The sequence below is a fragment of the Candidatus Poribacteria bacterium genome (assembly GCA_009839745.1).
GTDB lineage: Bacteria > Poribacteria > WGA-4E > WGA-4E > WGA-3G > WGA-3G.
The window spans coordinates 45,589-62,271 of the sequence record VXPE01000036.1; the positions used below are offsets into that span (position 1 = coordinate 45,589).

Genomic DNA, 16,683 nt, shown 5'->3' on the forward strand with positions numbered 1-16,683 from the left:
AGGACTATCGTGAAATATAGACGTAGATTGTGCCCTATTGTTCCGATTTTCAATAGCGTGATGCGAATGCGAGTCGTGCTTGTGCCGCTTGCGTTGCTGTTCGTTTTTAACGGTTGTCGTGCCTTAACTGCGTTAGAGGAAGCGCAGCAACGGCGCGAGAAACGGATACTCGAAGAACGGGATGCCACTTCGCTCATGCTGAGACCCTCAAAGGCAACGATTAAGATTAGACCGGACGCCCTATTCGGGGAGAGTGATCACTATACCCTCAAATTTGCTGAGGATCTGCAAGTGCTCGAAGGGTTTGACGAAGTCGAGGAACGGGAGTTGTTCACACGAAGTGCACTCGGTTATATGGAAAGTCTTTACGAGGCGATGAATCGACTTTTCGGTTTCCAGCCGAAGCATAAGATTCATGTGACGTTGCATCACCTTTATAGGGGCAGTAACCTCTCGGCGGTTACACGCACTGATTACCGTTCCGGGATTCTGGACGGACGCTATGTGAAGTTTATTAACAGCATTCAGATGGATTTCCCAATACAGATGTATGAAAAACATGGCGTGCGCGTCCATGAACTGACCCATGCCTTTACGAATATCTATTTTTTACCGGTATGGTTCTCAGAAGGCATTGCTGTCCTGATTCAGACGGAATATGCGAAAGGTGGCACGCACCCTAAGTTTGACAGTCTTGAGGGAGATCTACGAGTCGACCTCGATGGCGTGAATCAATTGGAGAGTTGGGGGGGGCATACTGAAAATAATCCGCTGACGCATTGGCGCTATAGATATGCCTACACACTTGTTGCTGAGTTGTGGAAGCGATATGGCACAGATTTTTACATCCGGGTTTTTCGGTTGATGGAGCGAGACGGTCTACATCAAAAACTGGAGGGGACGATGAAGACCAGTTTTTTGGTGTATTACTTCAGCGAAGCGGCGGGTGAGGATTTGGTGCCGTTCTTTAGGAAATTGCATTTCAAGGTGCGTAAATTGACGAAAGAGGACATTCTCAATCAGATTGAGGCGAATCGTGTCCCTCGGAGGCAATAATGCGTGTTAAATTCAGATCATACAGCGGGCACGTAGCCGTGTTATTGGGGTTGATGTGTCTATACTACGGTTGTAATCTCGCTCAGCAGTGGAGTGAGAACTACGCCCTTTTACCGGGTGTCACCGCCAGTGACCCAGCAATCATTGATGGAAACACTGAGACTATCGGACAATCTCAACGTAAAAAGAGTTCGGGTAGTGTCGTAACCGATCTTGATATTCCATCGGAAGCGATCATTTATTTGCCGGAAAAGAGATCCGTCTATCGGATTGTGATTCACTCGACGAATTTGGAAGAGTTCGAGTTGATGGCGTATAACTCGCGCGGCGAGTGGGATAAAATTTATGACAAGCGGAGTAATAAGGAGTCGATCATTGATGTGCGTTTTAACAAAGTGATTATGACAACGGGCATCAAATTGGTCGTGCATCGGACGACGGAGGATGCCGCTCGAAGACGGGAGAACGTTCAGATACGACGCGAAAATGTGGAAATCAAAGAGGGACAAGTGCGGCGTGGACGTTTATTATACCGTATAACAGGACCGACAACGGCACTCGCGAAGATTGCGGAGATTGAGTTATACGGTTACGCGAATTAGTTGTCAGTAATTGTCTGAAGTAGGATTTACAGGATTAGCAACACTTCTTGATTTGAGATTCATGCAGTCGACTCAGCTTCAACAGCACTTAGACCGATACCTTGGTATTCCGCTTTGTGTGCTGCTGCGCCTATTTTCTAAGCAGGCATCGACAAAACCCATCCCAAAAAAGATTATCTTCATCCAACTCTCTGCTTTGGGTGACACAATTTTGGCGATCCCCACCATTCGTGCAATTCGATATGCCTTTCCAGATGCCGAAGTCTCAATGTTAGCGTCTCCAACAAACCTCAATTATTTAGCGGCGTGTCCTTATATTGACAGGCATATCCCCTTCCATAAACCAGGAGGTCGATTGATTTCGCTGCTGCGTCGCGAGAGATTTGATTGGGCAATCGACTTAGAGCATTGGCCCCGATTGAGCGCGCTGCTCGCTTACGCAACGGGTGCCCCGATGCGAGTCGGGTTTTCGACAAAAGGACAATATCGTCACTTCCTTTTCACGAAGACAGTGCCGCACGTTCAAGGACGGCATGAGGTCCGCAATTTTTTGAGCCTTGCGGCGCAACTGAACTGTTCAGTCCAAGAATTTGAACTTGAGGCTTGGTGGCGCGAAAAGGAACGCACGTGGGTGCGCGAAGTTTTGGCAGAAGAAAACATCTCGCTGGAGAAACCCCTTATTGTCCTACATCCAGAGGCGGGTAGACGCAGCGAGCCTCGCAGGCGGTGGCCACAGGGACGCTATGTAGCGCTGGCAAATGCTCTCACTGCAAAATATGGTGCACAGATACTTTTGACAGGAACTTCCGGTGAGGCGGCGGTCTCTAAAGAGATCGCAGATCGGACGAAACATCGAGCCGTCGTACTTGCAGGACGGACAGATGTCAACCAACTCGCCGCGCTTTTTGCGGATGCGACGTTAGTAGTGAGCGGTAACTGTGGTCCGATGCACCTCGCGGCGGCGACCGGAACGCCGGTTATAGGGTTGCATGGTCCTACAAATTTTGCGCAATGGGGTCCTTGGAATCGTAATTCGAGTATCGTGCGTGCGCGGATACCCTGTAGTCCATGTCTCAATTTGGGATTTGAATATGGGTGTCAAGCACTTGCCGATGGGACCTCGCCGTGCATGCACACGGTTTCGGTTGCGGCTGTGCTTCGGGAGTGTGAACGGTTGTTGTCAGCAGTCAGCGGTTCGGAAACAGAAGAATAGAAAAGGCGAGATTCGGAAACCTCGCCTTTTGTGGTACTAAGGGTTTAGTAATGCATATCGCCACCCGGGGGCATCGGCGGTGCAGGTGCTTCTGCCTCAGGTAGTTCTGCGATGAGCGTTTCGGTGGTGATCATCAACGCTGCGATACTGGCTGCGTTTTGCAACGCCACCCGCACGACCTTAGTCGGATCGGGAATACCAGCTTCAAACATGTCAATGAAGCGTTCTCGATGGGCATCGTAGCCAACGTTTCCGCCTTCGTCCTTGACTTTTGCGATGATGACGGAGTCTTCTTGTCCAGCGTTCTTCGCAATCTGACGCAGCGGATCTTCGAGTGCACGACGAACAATAGAGAGACCAACCTCTTCCGTCGGATCACTGAGTTCGAGTGAATCAAGAGCTTCTTGGGATCTCACAAGTGCGACCCCGCCACCGACAACAACACCTTCCTCAACGGCGGCGCGTGTGGCGTGCATAGCGTCTTCAACGCGTGCTTTCTTCTCTTTCATCTCAACTTCTGTAGCGGCCCCGACGTTAATGACGGCAACACCACCGGCGAGTTTTGCGAGGCGTTCCTGCAATTTTTCGCGGTCGTAGTCGGATGTTGTGTCTTCGATCTGTCTACGAATCTGGTCGATACGTCCTTGGATGGCTTCGGTTGTGCCTTCACCTTCAACGACGGTTGTGTTATCCTTGTCAATAACAATACGTTTGGCACTGCCGAGGTCATTCAATGTGATATTTTCGAGGTTAATTCCGAGATCTTCGGAGATGACGCGCCCGTTCGTCAAGACGGCAATGTCTTCGAGCATCGCTTTTCGACGGTCCCCGTAGCCGGGTGCCTTAACAGCGGCACAACGGAGTGTTCCACGAATTTTGTTGACGACAACGGTTGCGAGTGCTTCGCCTTCGACCTCTTCAGCGATGATCAACAGCGGTTTGCCCTGCTGTGCGGTCCGCTCTAAGACCGGAACGAGGTCTTTGAGGCTGCTGATTTTCTTTTCGTGGATGAGGATTGCGGCGTCTTCCAAAACGGCTTCCATCCGATCGGCATCGGTGACGAAATAGGGGGATAGATAACCGCGGTCAAACTGCATACCTTCTACGACATCGAGCGTCGTTTCGAGGCTTTTTGCTTCTTCGACGGTGATAACGCCATCTTTTCCGACTTTTTCCATAGCATCAGCGATGAGATCACCAATAGCGTTATCGTTGTTTGCGGAAATAGCGGCGACTTGTGCGATCTCGGTTTTTTCGGAAACCTCTTTGCTCAAGTCGTGAATTGCGTTGACGACTGCATCGACGGCTTTTTCAATGCCGCGTTTGAGTGCCATAGGGTTATGCCCTGCGGCGACGTTTTTCAAACCTTCGCGATAGATAGACTGTGCGAGGATGGTTGCGGTGGTGGTTCCGTCTCCAGCGACATCGCTGGTTTTAGATGCGACCTCTTTGACCATCTGTGCGCCCATATTTTCGTAGGCGTCTTCGAGTTCCACCTCTTTTGCGACGGTAACACCATCTTTGGTGATTGTCGGTGCGCCGAATTTCTTATCGAGCACGACGTTCCGTCCTTTGGGACCTAACGTGACTTTTACTGCGTCCGCGAGCTTGTCAACGCCTTGTTTAATGGCGCTCCGTGCTTCTTCATCAAACGCTAGTTGTTTTGCTGCCATGTGTTTAACTCCTTTTCTTAGTTAACCTTGGCTAAGATATCATCTTCGCGCAAGATGAGATATTCAGTGTTGTCATACGTAACTTCGGTGCCGCCGTATTTGGCAAATAGGACGAGGTCGCCTATTGCCACATCAACGGGCTGTCGGTCCCCACTATCAAGAAGTCTACCGTTTCCAACGGCAACAACTTCGCCTTCCTGCGGTTTCTCTTTGGCGGTGTCGGGGATGATAATTCCGCCGCTCGTTGTTTGTTCATCGTTATCTGAACGTTTGACGAGAATCCTATCGCCAAGGGGTACAAGTGCCATGTCGCTGAATTCCTCCTGAGTATGGCGTGAAAATTGTGAGGGAAGGGTTCTATGCCTTCACTCAGTGCCTCTATATCATCAGACGGCGTAGAAACGCCATCGTGTTTTCAGAATATGTTTAGCAATTTTCGTGCCAATCCCTAAAACTGCCATATTATCAGGGTTGGACGGAAGAACGTGACATTTTGACAGGCTTTTTGTCGTGACAATTTGTCGTATTCAAAAAAGACACGGGGAATACTGTGCCATTTTGGCACACATTAGCCATCCTATGTAGCGGGACACGGAATCAACTGCCCTGTTTTCCCTGCGCGATATGCGGCGGCAAGAATTTCGTTTGCTCTTAATCCATCATCTCCGGTTGTGATGGGTGTGACACCTTCGTGTACACATGCTGCGAAATGCTCAAATTGATATTGATACAGGTCCTCGTATTGTGAGGGGATCAATTGCTGTTCACCGTCAAAGTAGGTTTTGATTTTCCAACCCTCGTCGTTGTAGACCCAGGCTGTGCCCTCTGTGCCGTAGAGTTCCAAAACGATATCGCAGCTGGGTACTGAAAAACTGAGGTCAGTGAAAGCTTGCGCCCCGTTCTCAAAGCGCATGAGGATGCCCCCGGTTTCTTCAACAGTGGTGTCTTGGGGAGCGGTGTTGTAAAACGCGCTGACGGCATTCACCTCGCCGATGAGGTAGCGAAGTAGATCTACACTATGCGGACCGAGGTCCATGAAGCATCCGCCGCCACTCTTTTCGGGTTGGGCGCGCCATTCGTCTGGCGTGAGTTGATACTGTTTGAGAAATGGCATACGTCCATGGACGATGGTGCCGAAACGTCCTTCCTCTACCCACGTTCGGATCCGTTGGAAGCAGGAGTGAAATCGGAAGAGGAAACAGACTTGCAAATGGACTCCGTTTGTCTCACAGGCGGCGATCATTTCTGTACATTCTTGTGGTGTGAGCGCCATCGGTTTATCGCAAAGCACATGTAAGCCGCGTTCTGCGGCGGCGATTACCTGCCGACAGTGTAGGTGAACGGGCGTTGAGACGTAGATTGCGTTAAGTGTATCGTCCGCAAGCAGTGCTTCGACGGTAGTGTAGGCATGGGTTGCCCCGTATTCCCGCGCCAATTGTTCTGCTCGCGTAGCGTCGCGTGAGAGCAAAGCATGGAGTTCTGCACCTTCCGCTTTGTTAATAGCTGGCATTGCTCTGCGTTGTGCGACGCTGCCTGCGCCTAATACCCCCCATTTTAAACTCATTGTGTTAAGACCTCATCTGTTTTTTGTCGTTTAGAAGATAGACGAGATTACAAACCTCGTCAGCGGTGGGAAACTGGTCCCTTTGTTTTTAGACCTCGTTTGTTTTGTTGCACTGTATATTATAGGGGATATTTGGACATATTTCAAGTTGGCTTTCAACTTTAGCGTATCGCGAGCACAGCTCGTTCCTACAGAGGGAAAGATATGTCAACTGAACAAGAGATGCACACCGGTCGCGAATAGGAAGAAAAGGACGATCCTTGAAAAGAGGAGTTCCGGCACGCGATTGTTGAGCGAGATACCTATTAGCACACCTAATCCGATGAACGGAAGCAGCGCGAGGGCTTCAATCAGAATCTCAACAGAGAAAAGTTGCAACCGGAAATAGAACGGAATTTTGATGAAGTTGAGCAGGAAATAGGTGGCGGTTGTGGTTGCAACAAAGGCGTTGTTGCCCAAGCGTTGTGGGAGTAGGTACATGATGACAACGAGTCCGCCCATGTGTGCGAGGGTTGAGAATGCCCCGGCGAATATTCCGGCAAGTAGCCCATGCCACGTCTTGAATTGGAGTGCTGTTTGGACGGGTTGCCCGGAATTTCCGAGGAGTGGCTGCCAATACGGACGCAGAAATTCTAATATCGCAAATAGACAGGCGATACCACCGATGACCTTTTTTAGATGGACATCAGAGATGTCTTTCAAAATCAGGCTGGCGACGGTGATACCGAGTAGGGAGCCGAGGATCAGTCGTGTGACACTTTGGCGATGCCACTGCTTCCAATAGTGAAAAAGCGAGAAAATGTCTGTTGAAAACAGGAGTGGAAGCATCAATCCGATGACGTTTCGAGCGCTACGGAAATGCGTGAACATAGGGACGACGATCATCCCAATGCCGCCGCCGAAACCGGCTTTGCTGACCCCAGTGAGCCATGCCCCGAAGCAGAGGATGATGATTTCGTAGATAGTACTCCCTCCTTTTTAGTGAGATGAGTATAGCAGGCGGTTCGTAAATTGTCAAACGGTTATTGGAATTGGCAAGAAATACTTGACATCCAGTGCGAGATATGATATAATTTATGAAGTGTTTTTGTAACTTTAAATTCCAATGGAGGCTAAAAAAATGGTTCAAGTAGAAGTGAGTGTCGATTCAGGTGAGGCGTTTGACCGTGCCCTGGCACGTTTTAAGAAGATGTGTGGAAAAGCTGGTATCGTCACAGAAATAAAAAAACGGAGTTTCTACGAAAAGCCGAGCGAAAAACGTCGTAGAATTGAGATGAAGCGGCAGCGGAAGGTGAAACCTCGTAGAATGGGCGGCGAACGTCCATCGTTTTACAATAGTGGCGGTGGTAATACTCGGTAAATCGCTTGAGGAGGGATACATGACAGATTTGGCGACTGGCGAGGCTGTGGAAAATTATAAAGGGCTTTTGATTCAATATTGCCAGGAACGCGGGCTACGCCACCCGACTTACACTGAGACGCAGTGCGGACCTGCGGATTCTCCACAATGGCAGGTAACCGTGTCTTACGGAGATTGGGTCCATGAGACACCGGAGCCGATTCCTGGTTCAAAAAGATTTGCGCACCAAGTAGCCGCACAACAAGTGTTAGACGAAATTAATTCGCGGCGCGAAAGTTTTTTAGCAGGTGATACAGTAGATACACCCTCTGCGCCAATTTCGGAACCTGTTCCAGATACATCTATCCCTCTTGAAGTACCTATACCTCTCGTGTCAAGCGCACTGACGATCGCCAACGAACGGCTTACCGCATCGCAACCTTCACGGTACCGGACGCTTACAGATGCCGAATTTTCGCAAAAACTCTCCAAATTGACGTTAGAGATTGTTCGGGGTTTGTTTGAGAAAGCGAAAGCGGACAAGATTACGTTCCAATAGAGCAAGACTCGGATTGTACCTTTTTTGCTGGCGAGGTTTCTTAACCTCGCCTTTTTTTTGGTCAGTTGTCAAGGGTTAACCGTGTTTTTTTGACATTTTATAAGAAGATGCTATATAATACGAAAGACATATATGCTTACGGTTTCCTCCCGACGAAATAGACGGCTGATGCCAAAATGTGGGCATCTTTATGTAAGGAAAGTGGTATATCTAAGAGTAGGATTGGAAATGTCAGCCACCCGACAATAAGAGAGATTGTTTTCGCGAGGAGTAGACTGCCGAACGAACAGACCAGCCCGATATATTCTCGGAAGATCCAGTGCAAAGAGGTCGTTGGACCGGCACAGGGACCACTCTCAAGTTCGGAGAAGGCGGCACAAAGTTGAACAACGCCCGGCACTGTCCACCGTTGATAATCATGAGGAGAGGCGTGGTAGCCTTGTAGGAACGGGACAGCGAGGCAAATATAACCCCCGGGTTTCAGCACACGATAGATCTCCTCGACAACCAGATTCGGCGATTGGACGTGTTCAAGGACGGCTTCAGAGACCACGGCATCGAAGGTCCGGTCGCTGAACGGCAAAAAGTGCCCATCTGCGACAATATCGACTTCAGGCGTTACTTCGATTTCGAGATTGATGACGTTTGGGGCGCGGCGGCGGTTACCGGCACCGAGATCCAAGATTCTCGCGTCGGGACCGAGTCGTTGGAGTCGTTTTTTGACACATCGATTCCATCGTGGGGCGGGATACGGGCATCCGATGAGGTAAGATAAGAACGGATTTTGTCTAAGTTTGCGTTTTATGCGTGAAATCAAATCCGGTTTCGAGTCTGTCATAAGATACGATGATACATAACCTTTCTGAAACATACAAGGGATATTTCCGCGATGCTCGGGGGTCTGCTTTGCGTCTCGGCGTGAACGTCTGGCATCAATTCATGGGGCATAAATGTCTCCAGCAGGCATCGTCGTTGGCGTTTAATACGTTGTTATGTCTTGTGCCGTTGTCGGCAGTTGCGCTGTTTTTACTGAAAACATTTGGTGTTGTGGAAGATGGCAATTCGCCGTTAATTGCGGTGCTCCGTGATAACTTCCTGCCGCGCTATAGTGCTGAGGAAATTGTATCAGAACTTTCAGGATTTGCCAATAGAAATCTTGGTGGACTGAGTGTTGGCGGGTTTCTCCTGTTCCTGCTGGTCTCGACGATGCTATTCATGTCGGTGGAGCAGCATTTTAACGATATTTGGGGGGCACGGCGGCGGTTACCGGTGGTGCAAGCGTTCCAGAAATACGCTGTTTTCTATACACTGCTCTCCGTGGGACCGCTGTTGATTTGGCTCTTCTTTTCGACAGCTACCAACTGGGTGTTTGGTCATGTGTTCCCATGGGTGTTGGTCTACTGTCTGTTTTTCTTGATGTATATTGCCATGCCGAATACGTTTGTGAAGTGGAGTGCGGCACTGCTGGGTACACTTGTTGCTGGGACGCTTTTCCAGATCGCCAGGATCGCCTTTGGGCGTTATCTTGAGTTGCTGTGGCAGAACTATAGCGACATCTATGGTGCAATGGCGATGTTGATTACCTTTGCTATCTGGACATACGCGGCGTGGGTGGTGATTTTGCTTGGTGCGGAGGTCTCGAATTCTGTTCAGCATTTCCGTCAGCAGGATGCCGAGAGCGGTCAGTTTCACTATGCGGCCAACGGTTATTTGAACGCTCCGGGTGTTATTACGTTGTTTCTGATTGTAGCGGAGCGCTTTGCTAAAGGCGACGGAGCGTGTTTGGCAGAAGAGATTGTTGCACGTTCGGGTGTTTCGGAGGAGGTTGTGCACCAGAGTTTTGAACGGTTTAAGGCGGCGGGGTTAATCTATGAAGTTGAAGGGGACACGAACGGGTATCTCCCGGCGCGTGCGTTAGAGAAGATTACGGTGGCAACGCTTGTGGATGCGGTTGAGGGTGAGATGACAACGCATTTTGTGCGCGGAATATCGTCTGAGTCGGGTGCACGTGTGTTGGGGAGGCTTCAGGAGTCTCAGCGTGAGTGTTTGGATCAGGTTACGGTCGCGTCGTTGTTGTGAGATCCGGTGAAAATTCGCTGGCTTTGACGTAATATAGAAATCCGATACACATCTCGTCTGTCGTTTTTTCACCCCAACCAACAGGGATCGGTGGATCATGGGGGTTGGCTGGGTTTTCCGCGGAATTATCGAAATGCGCGACGAGATCGACACGGGTGCCAGCCGGAAAGAAAAGCGGCTCGCGATAGTGATAGACATCCTGCCAATTGAAATCCCAATCCTGGATCCAGATGAGGTCATGTTTATCCCCAGATGGCGTTATGGCAACAAGCCGCATGTCGCGCCCAAGGAGGTGCATGTGCGGCATCGTTGCTAAGAGGTAAACGTCTTTTTTAAACGTTTCCGATGCCAAAACCTCATACCAATCTTCACCGGCAGGGATAACGAAATCGCTGTTAATTGCGTCTCCGATACGCAATTTGGCGGTTTCTGCGGTTTTGGAGAAATATAACCCCAACCGCGAACGATCGCGTTCAAGATGTCCGGTGCGATAGTAATGCACTTGCATGACGATGTCGGCCCCTTTCGGTAGGAGATAACCGACACCCTCCGGTAGGACCAATGGTGTAACACCCGGCGCCCAACCACCAACTGTCCCTTCACTATCAAATCCAGGTCCTGTCCCCTCTGTAACATAGCCCGGTTTGGGGTCCTGCGCGTCGAGTTTACGCGCTTCGCCGTTTACGTCTAAGTAGGCGATGACGTGATGTACGGTTTTGCGGTTGCCGGGTTGGACATCAACGGCTTGGACGTACATGTCCGTCTCGAAGTTAGTGGGTATAATGAACTGCCGATATTCGTCTTCGCCTTCGGGTTCAATTTCATATTCGACTGGCATTTCAGCGATCCAATCGGGTTCACCGAGTGCCCAACTGTCAGGGAACTCTGGTGCCGGTGGGATGGAATCAAGATCGCCTGCAGGTGCCCCGGCTTCCACCCAGTGTGCGATCACCTGGATCTCGGTATTTGTGAGTTGCCGTCCGTTTTTGAAGTCCCCGTAGCCGGGTGCGGGTTTCCACGGTGGCATGAGACGTGCCTGTGTATATTCAGCGATTTCGGTTGCCCACGCCTTTGCGTCGCTGTAATCGGTGAGCGTGAAGGGGGCGACTTCGCCGTGTCGATGGCACGTCTGGCAATTCTTCTGGAGGATCGGTGCGATGTGCTGACTATAGGTAATCTCTGTGGGGAGATCGGTTTCGGGGAGATGGATCGTGCATCCGAACGCCGGTGTCTCCTGCACGGGGATAAAGGTATCGGTGTGTATCGCGAGAAGGGCATCTTGTAGGTAGTGGTGCTTGACGCGTGGCTCGTAGCGGTTATCATCAATGGCACCGCGGTAGGTGATCCGACGGGTTGTATCAACGATAACAGCCTGCGGTGTCATCGTTGCGCCGAGAGCACGTGCGATTTTGCCGGTTGTGTCCTTCACGACAGAGAAGGGATAATCTGCTTTGGTGATGTAGTTCTTTACGTCGTCTTCGGAATCGTTTTCATTGGCGTAGACTGCGATGAAAGTGGTATTTCGAGGTGCGAATTCAGCATGTAACCGTTTCAGGCGCATCGTATAGCGTTGTGCGACTGGGCATTCGGTTGCGAGGAACGCGAAGACAACGGGTCCCTGTGCGGTGAGGGTATCTAAATTATGTGTCTCGTTGTGGAGTGTCGTGAAGGTGAGACGCGAAATTTTTGTGCCGATGGGAACGTTGCTCGGTTGTAAGGATGCCTCTTGGATAACGCGATGTTTTTTTGTGATTTTGTATTCGGACGCGGTGTGTCCCGCGAAGGGGAGTACAAGGACCAGAAAAAGCGTTAGTAGATACGACTTCATACAGAACTCTTGCTATTTCAGGAGCGGTAGCATCAGCAGAAGCGGTAATTATAAGGGCAGCACAAGCAAGTGCCAAGATTACAATTAAACTTGTTCAGGAAAATGTCCACTTATTAGACAACATTACTAATTTTCCTCCATTTAAATCAAACTAAAAAACATTCGTACCAAACACCGTGGGGCAGTAGGGATGCGTGCCCCCGCACACTTCACATTGTGTGCTTTCTTGTCAAACAGCAAGAACAGATTTTCAGGGATGAAATCTATTCTGAACTAACCTTTGGTGCGTGTTATTGAAGGCTGTGAGGTTAGGGAGCCTCTCTACCAGTAAAGGTAGGTGTCTTCGGAACACGCTTGGAAATTTAGGTTTGGAGTATCTTTTATAGATTATGCCAAACCACTTGCATAAACGTTGTTAATTGTAAACGAGTTACGAAAAAAGTCAAGTCTTTTTTAGCGGGATCGGAAATCGCTCAAATTTTAGAATTCAGGAAGTCCGTTCTACCACAGTTATGTAATTATTATACTACATTTGTAATGCAGTGTCAAATTTTTCTTCAAAAAAATGTGTAGTGGGTTTTTGTTGGGTTTCGCTAACCCCCTACCCAACCTACGTTACACGTTATTAATTATACCGTAGGCTGTATTTTTTGTCAAATTTTTTTGAAAAAATGTTTTCAGAGGTGGAGCGTTCGGATTCTCGGTTTCGGTGAGGATTCGGTCTCCATGCCTTCTATGCCCTTTATTAACACTCATAATTGTAAAATAGTTACGAAAAAAAGTCAACACTATTTTTTCGTATATTTGGAATTCTACAGAAATTGGGTATTTTTGTCAAGTATTTTTTTTCAACAGGGTGCGAAAAACGCGTATTTCGGTGTTTTTAGGGTTGAATCGATATTAATTATAGCGTAATGGATGTTTTTTGTCAAATTTTTTGTCTGAATCGTGGATTACGCGGATTATCGCGAGCACAGTTCGTTCCCACAAGTTAGCAATCAGCAGGCAGCAATCTCCTGTTCTGAAAATCCTGATTCTGACGAATTCGCTGACGGGCGAATTTGCGAAGTCCCTACACCTATGCTATAATGTCTTGTAGGAGGCATTCATTATGACAGCAGATCTTGCTATCGCACAGTTACTTTTAAGCACACTCTTTGTCGGTGTTACCTTAATATGGGGTATCCTTCGGTATCGACGGAGCGGTTCCTGGCGGCGTGGCGTTCATAACAAATTGCAGGCGTATCTGCTCTGGACGTTGAGCGTGCTGATTGCGATGAGCTGCTTTTTCCCTTTGGCGCATCTCTATACAGAACACCTCTGGTTTGAACACGTTGGCTACGCTGCTGTGTTCTGGGGGCTCCAGAAGGTCCGGTGGGGCATTTTCGGTGTCTGTTTCATTGTCGCTGCTGGATTTATGAATGCCAACACGGCAATCGCTAACATGTTATGCCCAGAATCCCGCGAGTTTCGGCGCTGGACACATACGCAGACCTTCTCTTTCCATCGGATGGTCATCTGTATCACGTTGATTGCGGCATTTCTGCTCGCAGGACCGATGCTTCTATTAGACGATATAATGCTTCGGTACCTGAATCAATCAGATGTGGTAGCGGTAGAGAGTTCTCTCCACTTCGGAATGGATCGGAATTTCTACCTTTTTAGTTTCCCACTCCACCGATGGGTGAGTCTCTGGGTAGAGATAACGCTGTGGGTAACGTGTATTGTCGTTGGGTTGTTATATAATTTCTATTACCGTCGGGACGCCCACACAATGGCACGTGTGAAACGACATATTATCTTTCACGGCTCGGCTTTATGGATATTGCTACTGATCGTCAACGGGTGGCGGAGCTATGTGAACCTCTGGGACAAGGTATATACAAAGCCCCTGACGAACGGGCTGCAGACCCTCCATGGATTATTTTACATGGATTTTCACCTTGCAGGTGCTACGAAAATTTATTGCGGCGTGCTGATCGGCATCGCAATCGTTATCGTGATTAACATCTTCTGGCGGAAACGCCTGTTGTGGTATGTGTCTGGGGCGATATGGGGATTGAGTTACGTGTTGTTGATCCAAGCATATCCGCTGGGTCTCCACGTGGCACGTATGCGTGTGGAACCTTTTCTCAAAGAGGGTCGGTACTTGCAGAGGCACATTGAAGAGACACGCCGCGCCTTTGATCTCGATGAGATCGTGAGGGTTGACCGCGAGCCTGGGACCGCAACACTGGAAATGATAACGGAAAATGCCGAGGTCAAGAAGAATATCCAAATTTGGGATCGACGCGTACTGTATGAGGCCCTCCGAGAGACACAGATTAAACCGCATTACAACTTCCATCCGTATACCGATGTCGACAGATATACAGTAGATGGTGAATATCGGCAGGTCCTGATAGCCGCCCGTGAAATTGATCCCGGTCCTGAGATTACGGGGTGGGATCGCCTGAAAACGGATCTGCGCTCTTTTACGCACGGCTATGGCGTGTGTGTCGCCCCCGTGAACGAGTTCGTTGGCGAGGGTTTACCGAAACTCTGGGTCAAGGATACACCGATCGATAGTGCTTACAAGGAACTGACAGTAGAATATCCGCAGATTTACTACGGTGAGATGATCCGCAATTACATGATTGTGAACACCGATCGCGATGCAAATAGTGCTGAACGCAGGCTGGACCCCGAAAGTGACGAGGGTGTTACGGAAACCCCAGAAATACCTGAATGGATGCAGCATACATACGCCGGGGACGGAGGCGTGTCTTTAGGTGGTTGGTTCCGTCGACTCTGTTTCGCGCTTCGATTCGATTTCATCCCCATCCTCATCTCAGAGAAGTTGACACCGGAGAGCCGAATCATGTTCCGACGAAGGATCGGTACCCGTCGAAATGACCGCCTCGTCAAAGACCGTGTTTCATACATAGCCCCCTTCCTGAATTACGACCCCGATCCGTATATTGTGATTAACGATAAACAGTTGTATTGGATCATCGACTTCTATGTAACGAGCCGGTATTATCCGAACGCACAGATGTATGTGGACGATAAGACGCAACTCACAGACAGTGAGCTATATGAGGAGCCGGATTTTGACACATTCAACTACATCCGAAATGCTGGTGTCGCTGTCGTTAACGCTTACACCGGTGCGGTGGATTTCTATGCCATCAAGAAAGATGAAGTAGACGAAACCGTGATGCGGACTTATCAGAAAGCGTTTCCGAATCTCTTTAAATCACTCTCGGAGATGCCGGACGGGTTGGAGGCGCACTTGCGGTACCCGGATTACCTGACCCGGATTCAAGCGAGACTCTACGGCGATTATTACCGGCAAGCGAGCGGGTTCTATGATAATACGAACCCTTGGTCGATACCGAAAGAGGCATACTACTCCTCACAAGCCGATCAGGAAATGATGCCCTATTATGCTATGTTGAAGTTGCCGGGTGAGGAAAAAGTTGAGTTTGTGAATGTGATTCCATTCGCGCCGCAAGATCGCGAGAAACAGTTGAAGGCATGGATGGTGGCACGCTGCGATCAACCGCATTACGGTGAGCGTATCGTTTATGTGCTCCCTGAGAACGCAGGGATCGCCGGACCGACACAGGTGGAAGACGATATTAATAAAAAGACCGGAGATCAGCAACGCGGTTGGCAAACGGCAAACGATGTGATTCGGGGCAATCTACTGATTATTCCGATTGAGAACGCGCTGTTCTATCTTGAGGCGATTTACCTGCAAGCGAAAAAGCCGGAGGGTGAAGATGACGACAAGCCGCGGCGTCCGAAGTTAGAGATGGTGGTCCTGAAGGCAGGATCAAATGAACTTGAGGCGGTACAGGCGCAGACATTTGATGAGGCGTTGAATATGCTGCTGTTGGGAATCCCAGCGAATGGTGAAACACTCACAAAAGGTGAGAAACCGTCAACGTTAGCGGAGTTAGTCCAACAATATCGGGAGCGGGAAGCCGATAGCAATCAACTCCTTGAGCAGATCCTTGAGAAGATGGTGGAATAGTCATTAGCCGTCAGCAATCAGCAATTATTGCTAATGACCAATCGCCTCTTTACACAGGGCACTGTAATACTCCACACACACCGCTAACACCGCCTCCAATTCTGTGGGAAACGGTTCCGATTTCGGACGGTACGGCGCAAACCCTGTGCTCCGATGCACGTTCTGATACCAATACGGTGCCCATACGCCATCCGCGGGATTCCCACCAGCCTCCCAAGACAGCATTGATCGCTCGAATTCCAACCCGAGCCGCTCACATAATTGTGACAAAACAGTAGACGGGTTCTCCAATAACAGTCGCGCGTCGAGAATTGGAGGGGACTGCCCCGCGGCGCGTAGGTCCTTTAAGAGATCGTATTGTGTTTTGAGTCCGGTGTCGGCGAGTGTTGGTGTCCCGATGACCTTGGCAAGAGAGGGAAGCATCTCTCGTGGGTCGCGGATGAGTAGAACGTTGTGGGTGTGTTGAAGGAAACTGAGGTTAATGTTGAGGAGGTGGTGCGCCATCTGTTTCATAAAAAGCACAGGCTTCTCACAGGAACCAAGGATCACCTGCTCAATCACCTGTTCGCCGTCTGTTGACATAGATGCCAGCACCTCTGCTGCGCCGGGATGTGTACCCTTGAAAGCCTGTGCACCGTATTTTGTGTAGAGGTAGTGTGCGTAGAGCGGTTCGTCAATGACCTCGGTATCGCTGCGTTGTGCGAAGGCGTACATCAGTGCGGTTGAGACGTTCCGCGGTCCCGACCAGA

General features: G+C 49.6%; 14 protein-coding genes. 7 read left to right on the plus strand and 7 right to left on the minus strand.

The window, feature by feature from the left end:
• Positions 1-9 precede the first annotated feature (9 nt).
• The 3 genes from F4X88_05140 (at position 10) to F4X88_05150 (ending at position 2,871) form a co-directional block, all read left to right on the plus strand.
• Positions 10-1,056, plus strand: coding sequence for a hypothetical protein (locus F4X88_05140; protein ID MYA55658.1), 1,047 nt, complete (start codon positions 10-12; stop codon positions 1,054-1,056).
• Positions 1,056-1,658 carry a hypothetical protein gene (locus F4X88_05145; protein ID MYA55659.1) on the plus strand — a complete coding sequence of 201 codons (603 nt, stop codon included), beginning with the start codon at positions 1,056-1,058 and terminating at the stop codon, positions 1,656-1,658. Before F4X88_05140 ends, F4X88_05145 begins: the two co-directional genes overlap by 1 nt.
• A gap of 61 nt (positions 1,659-1,719) precedes the next feature.
• Positions 1,720-2,871, plus strand: coding sequence for a glycosyltransferase family 9 protein (locus F4X88_05150; GenBank protein MYA55660.1), 1,152 nt, complete (start codon positions 1,720-1,722; stop codon positions 2,869-2,871).
• Positions 2,872-2,915: 44 nt separating this feature from the next.
• On the opposite strand, the gene groL is transcribed toward F4X88_05150, so the two are convergent.
• From groL to F4X88_05170, 4 genes are all read right to left on the minus strand, one after another.
• Complete coding sequence (gene groL, locus F4X88_05155) at positions 2,916-4,544, minus strand: chaperonin GroEL (protein MYA55661.1); 1,629 nt, start codon at positions 4,542-4,544, stop codon at positions 2,916-2,918.
• Between the two features lie 17 nt (positions 4,545-4,561).
• Positions 4,562-4,852 (minus strand): co-chaperone GroES, encoded by a 291-nt coding sequence (locus tag F4X88_05160; protein MYA55662.1) that lies wholly within the window; start codon positions 4,850-4,852, stop codon positions 4,562-4,564.
• Between the two features lie 269 nt (positions 4,853-5,121).
• Positions 5,122-6,108, minus strand: coding sequence for a Gfo/Idh/MocA family oxidoreductase (locus F4X88_05165; protein ID MYA55663.1), 987 nt, complete (start codon positions 6,106-6,108; stop codon positions 5,122-5,124).
• A 207-nt stretch (positions 6,109-6,315) separates the two neighbouring features.
• On the minus strand, positions 6,316-7,071 hold the full coding sequence (locus F4X88_05170) for a sulfite exporter TauE/SafE family protein (GenBank protein ID MYA55664.1): 756 nt from the start codon (positions 7,069-7,071) through the stop codon (positions 6,316-6,318).
• 157 nt (positions 7,072-7,228) lie between these two features.
• On the opposite strand from F4X88_05170, the gene rpsU reads away from it, so the two are divergent.
• Together rpsU and F4X88_05180 are read left to right on the plus strand one after the other, a co-directional pair.
• A complete protein-coding gene (rpsU, locus tag F4X88_05175; GenBank protein ID MYA55665.1) occupies positions 7,229-7,468 on the plus strand; it encodes a 30S ribosomal protein S21 in 240 nt (79 codons plus the stop codon).
• 19 nt (positions 7,469-7,487) lie between these two features.
• Complete coding sequence (locus F4X88_05180) at positions 7,488-8,006, plus strand: hypothetical protein (protein ID MYA55666.1); 519 nt, start codon at positions 7,488-7,490, stop codon at positions 8,004-8,006.
• 136 nt (positions 8,007-8,142) lie between these two features.
• Here the strand turns inward: F4X88_05180 and F4X88_05185 are convergent, their stop codons facing one another.
• On the minus strand, positions 8,143-8,877 hold the full coding sequence (locus tag F4X88_05185; GenBank protein ID MYA55667.1) for a class I SAM-dependent methyltransferase: 735 nt from the start codon (positions 8,875-8,877) through the stop codon (positions 8,143-8,145).
• Here F4X88_05185 and F4X88_05190 point away from each other — a divergent pair.
• Positions 8,853-10,085 (plus strand): YihY family inner membrane protein, encoded by a 1,233-nt coding sequence (locus F4X88_05190; GenBank protein ID MYA55668.1) that lies wholly within the window; start codon positions 8,853-8,855, stop codon positions 10,083-10,085. The genes F4X88_05185 and F4X88_05190 overlap by 25 nt on opposite strands.
• On the opposite strand, the gene F4X88_05195 is transcribed toward F4X88_05190, so the two are convergent.
• Positions 10,063-11,913: a redoxin domain-containing protein gene (locus F4X88_05195; protein ID MYA55669.1), complete on the minus strand. Its 1,851-nt coding sequence runs from the start codon at positions 11,911-11,913 to the stop codon at positions 10,063-10,065. The genes F4X88_05190 and F4X88_05195 overlap by 23 nt on opposite strands.
• A gap of 1,111 nt (positions 11,914-13,024) precedes the next feature.
• Here F4X88_05195 and F4X88_05200 point away from each other — a divergent pair.
• Entirely contained in the window at positions 13,025-15,934 is a 2,910-nt protein-coding gene (locus F4X88_05200; GenBank protein MYA55670.1) for a hypothetical protein, read from the plus strand.
• Positions 15,935-15,964: 30 nt separating this feature from the next.
• On the opposite strand, the gene F4X88_05205 is transcribed toward F4X88_05200, so the two are convergent.
• Positions 15,965-16,648, minus strand: a complete 684-nt coding sequence (locus F4X88_05205; protein ID MYA55671.1) for a sulfotransferase family protein — start codon at positions 16,646-16,648, stop codon at positions 15,965-15,967.
• Positions 16,649-16,683 lie beyond the last annotated feature (35 nt).

What these genes read in the sequence shown, in the direction of transcription:
- F4X88_05160 (MYA55662.1), bottom strand. Translation starts at nt 4,852, where the DNA reads ATGGCACTTGTACCCCTTGGCGATAGGATTCTCGTCAAACGTTCAGAT.
- F4X88_05150 (MYA55660.1), top strand. Translation starts at nt 1,720, where the DNA reads ATGCAGTCGACTCAGCTTCAACAGCACTTAGACCGATACCTTGGTATT.
- groL (MYA55661.1), bottom strand. Translation starts at nt 4,544, where the DNA reads ATGGCAGCAAAACAACTAGCGTTTGATGAAGAAGCACGGAGCGCCATT.
- F4X88_05165 (MYA55663.1), bottom strand. Translation starts at nt 6,108, where the DNA reads ATGAGTTTAAAATGGGGGGTATTAGGCGCAGGCAGCGTCGCACAACGC.
- F4X88_05200 (MYA55670.1), top strand. Translation starts at nt 13,025, where the DNA reads ATGACAGCAGATCTTGCTATCGCACAGTTACTTTTAAGCACACTCTTT.
- F4X88_05205 (MYA55671.1), bottom strand. Translation starts at nt 16,648, where the DNA reads ATGTACGCCTTCGCACAACGCAGCGATACCGAGGTCATTGACGAACCG.
- F4X88_05190 (MYA55668.1), top strand. Translation starts at nt 8,853, where the DNA reads ATGATACATAACCTTTCTGAAACATACAAGGGATATTTCCGCGATGCT.
- F4X88_05145 (MYA55659.1), top strand. Translation starts at nt 1,056, where the DNA reads ATGCGTGTTAAATTCAGATCATACAGCGGGCACGTAGCCGTGTTATTG.
- rpsU (MYA55665.1), top strand. Translation starts at nt 7,229, where the DNA reads ATGGTTCAAGTAGAAGTGAGTGTCGATTCAGGTGAGGCGTTTGACCGT.
- F4X88_05185 (MYA55667.1), bottom strand. Translation starts at nt 8,877, where the DNA reads ATGTTTCAGAAAGGTTATGTATCATCGTATCTTATGACAGACTCGAAA.
- F4X88_05180 (MYA55666.1), top strand. Translation starts at nt 7,488, where the DNA reads ATGACAGATTTGGCGACTGGCGAGGCTGTGGAAAATTATAAAGGGCTT.
- F4X88_05195 (MYA55669.1), bottom strand. Translation starts at nt 11,913, where the DNA reads ATGAAGTCGTATCTACTAACGCTTTTTCTGGTCCTTGTACTCCCCTTC.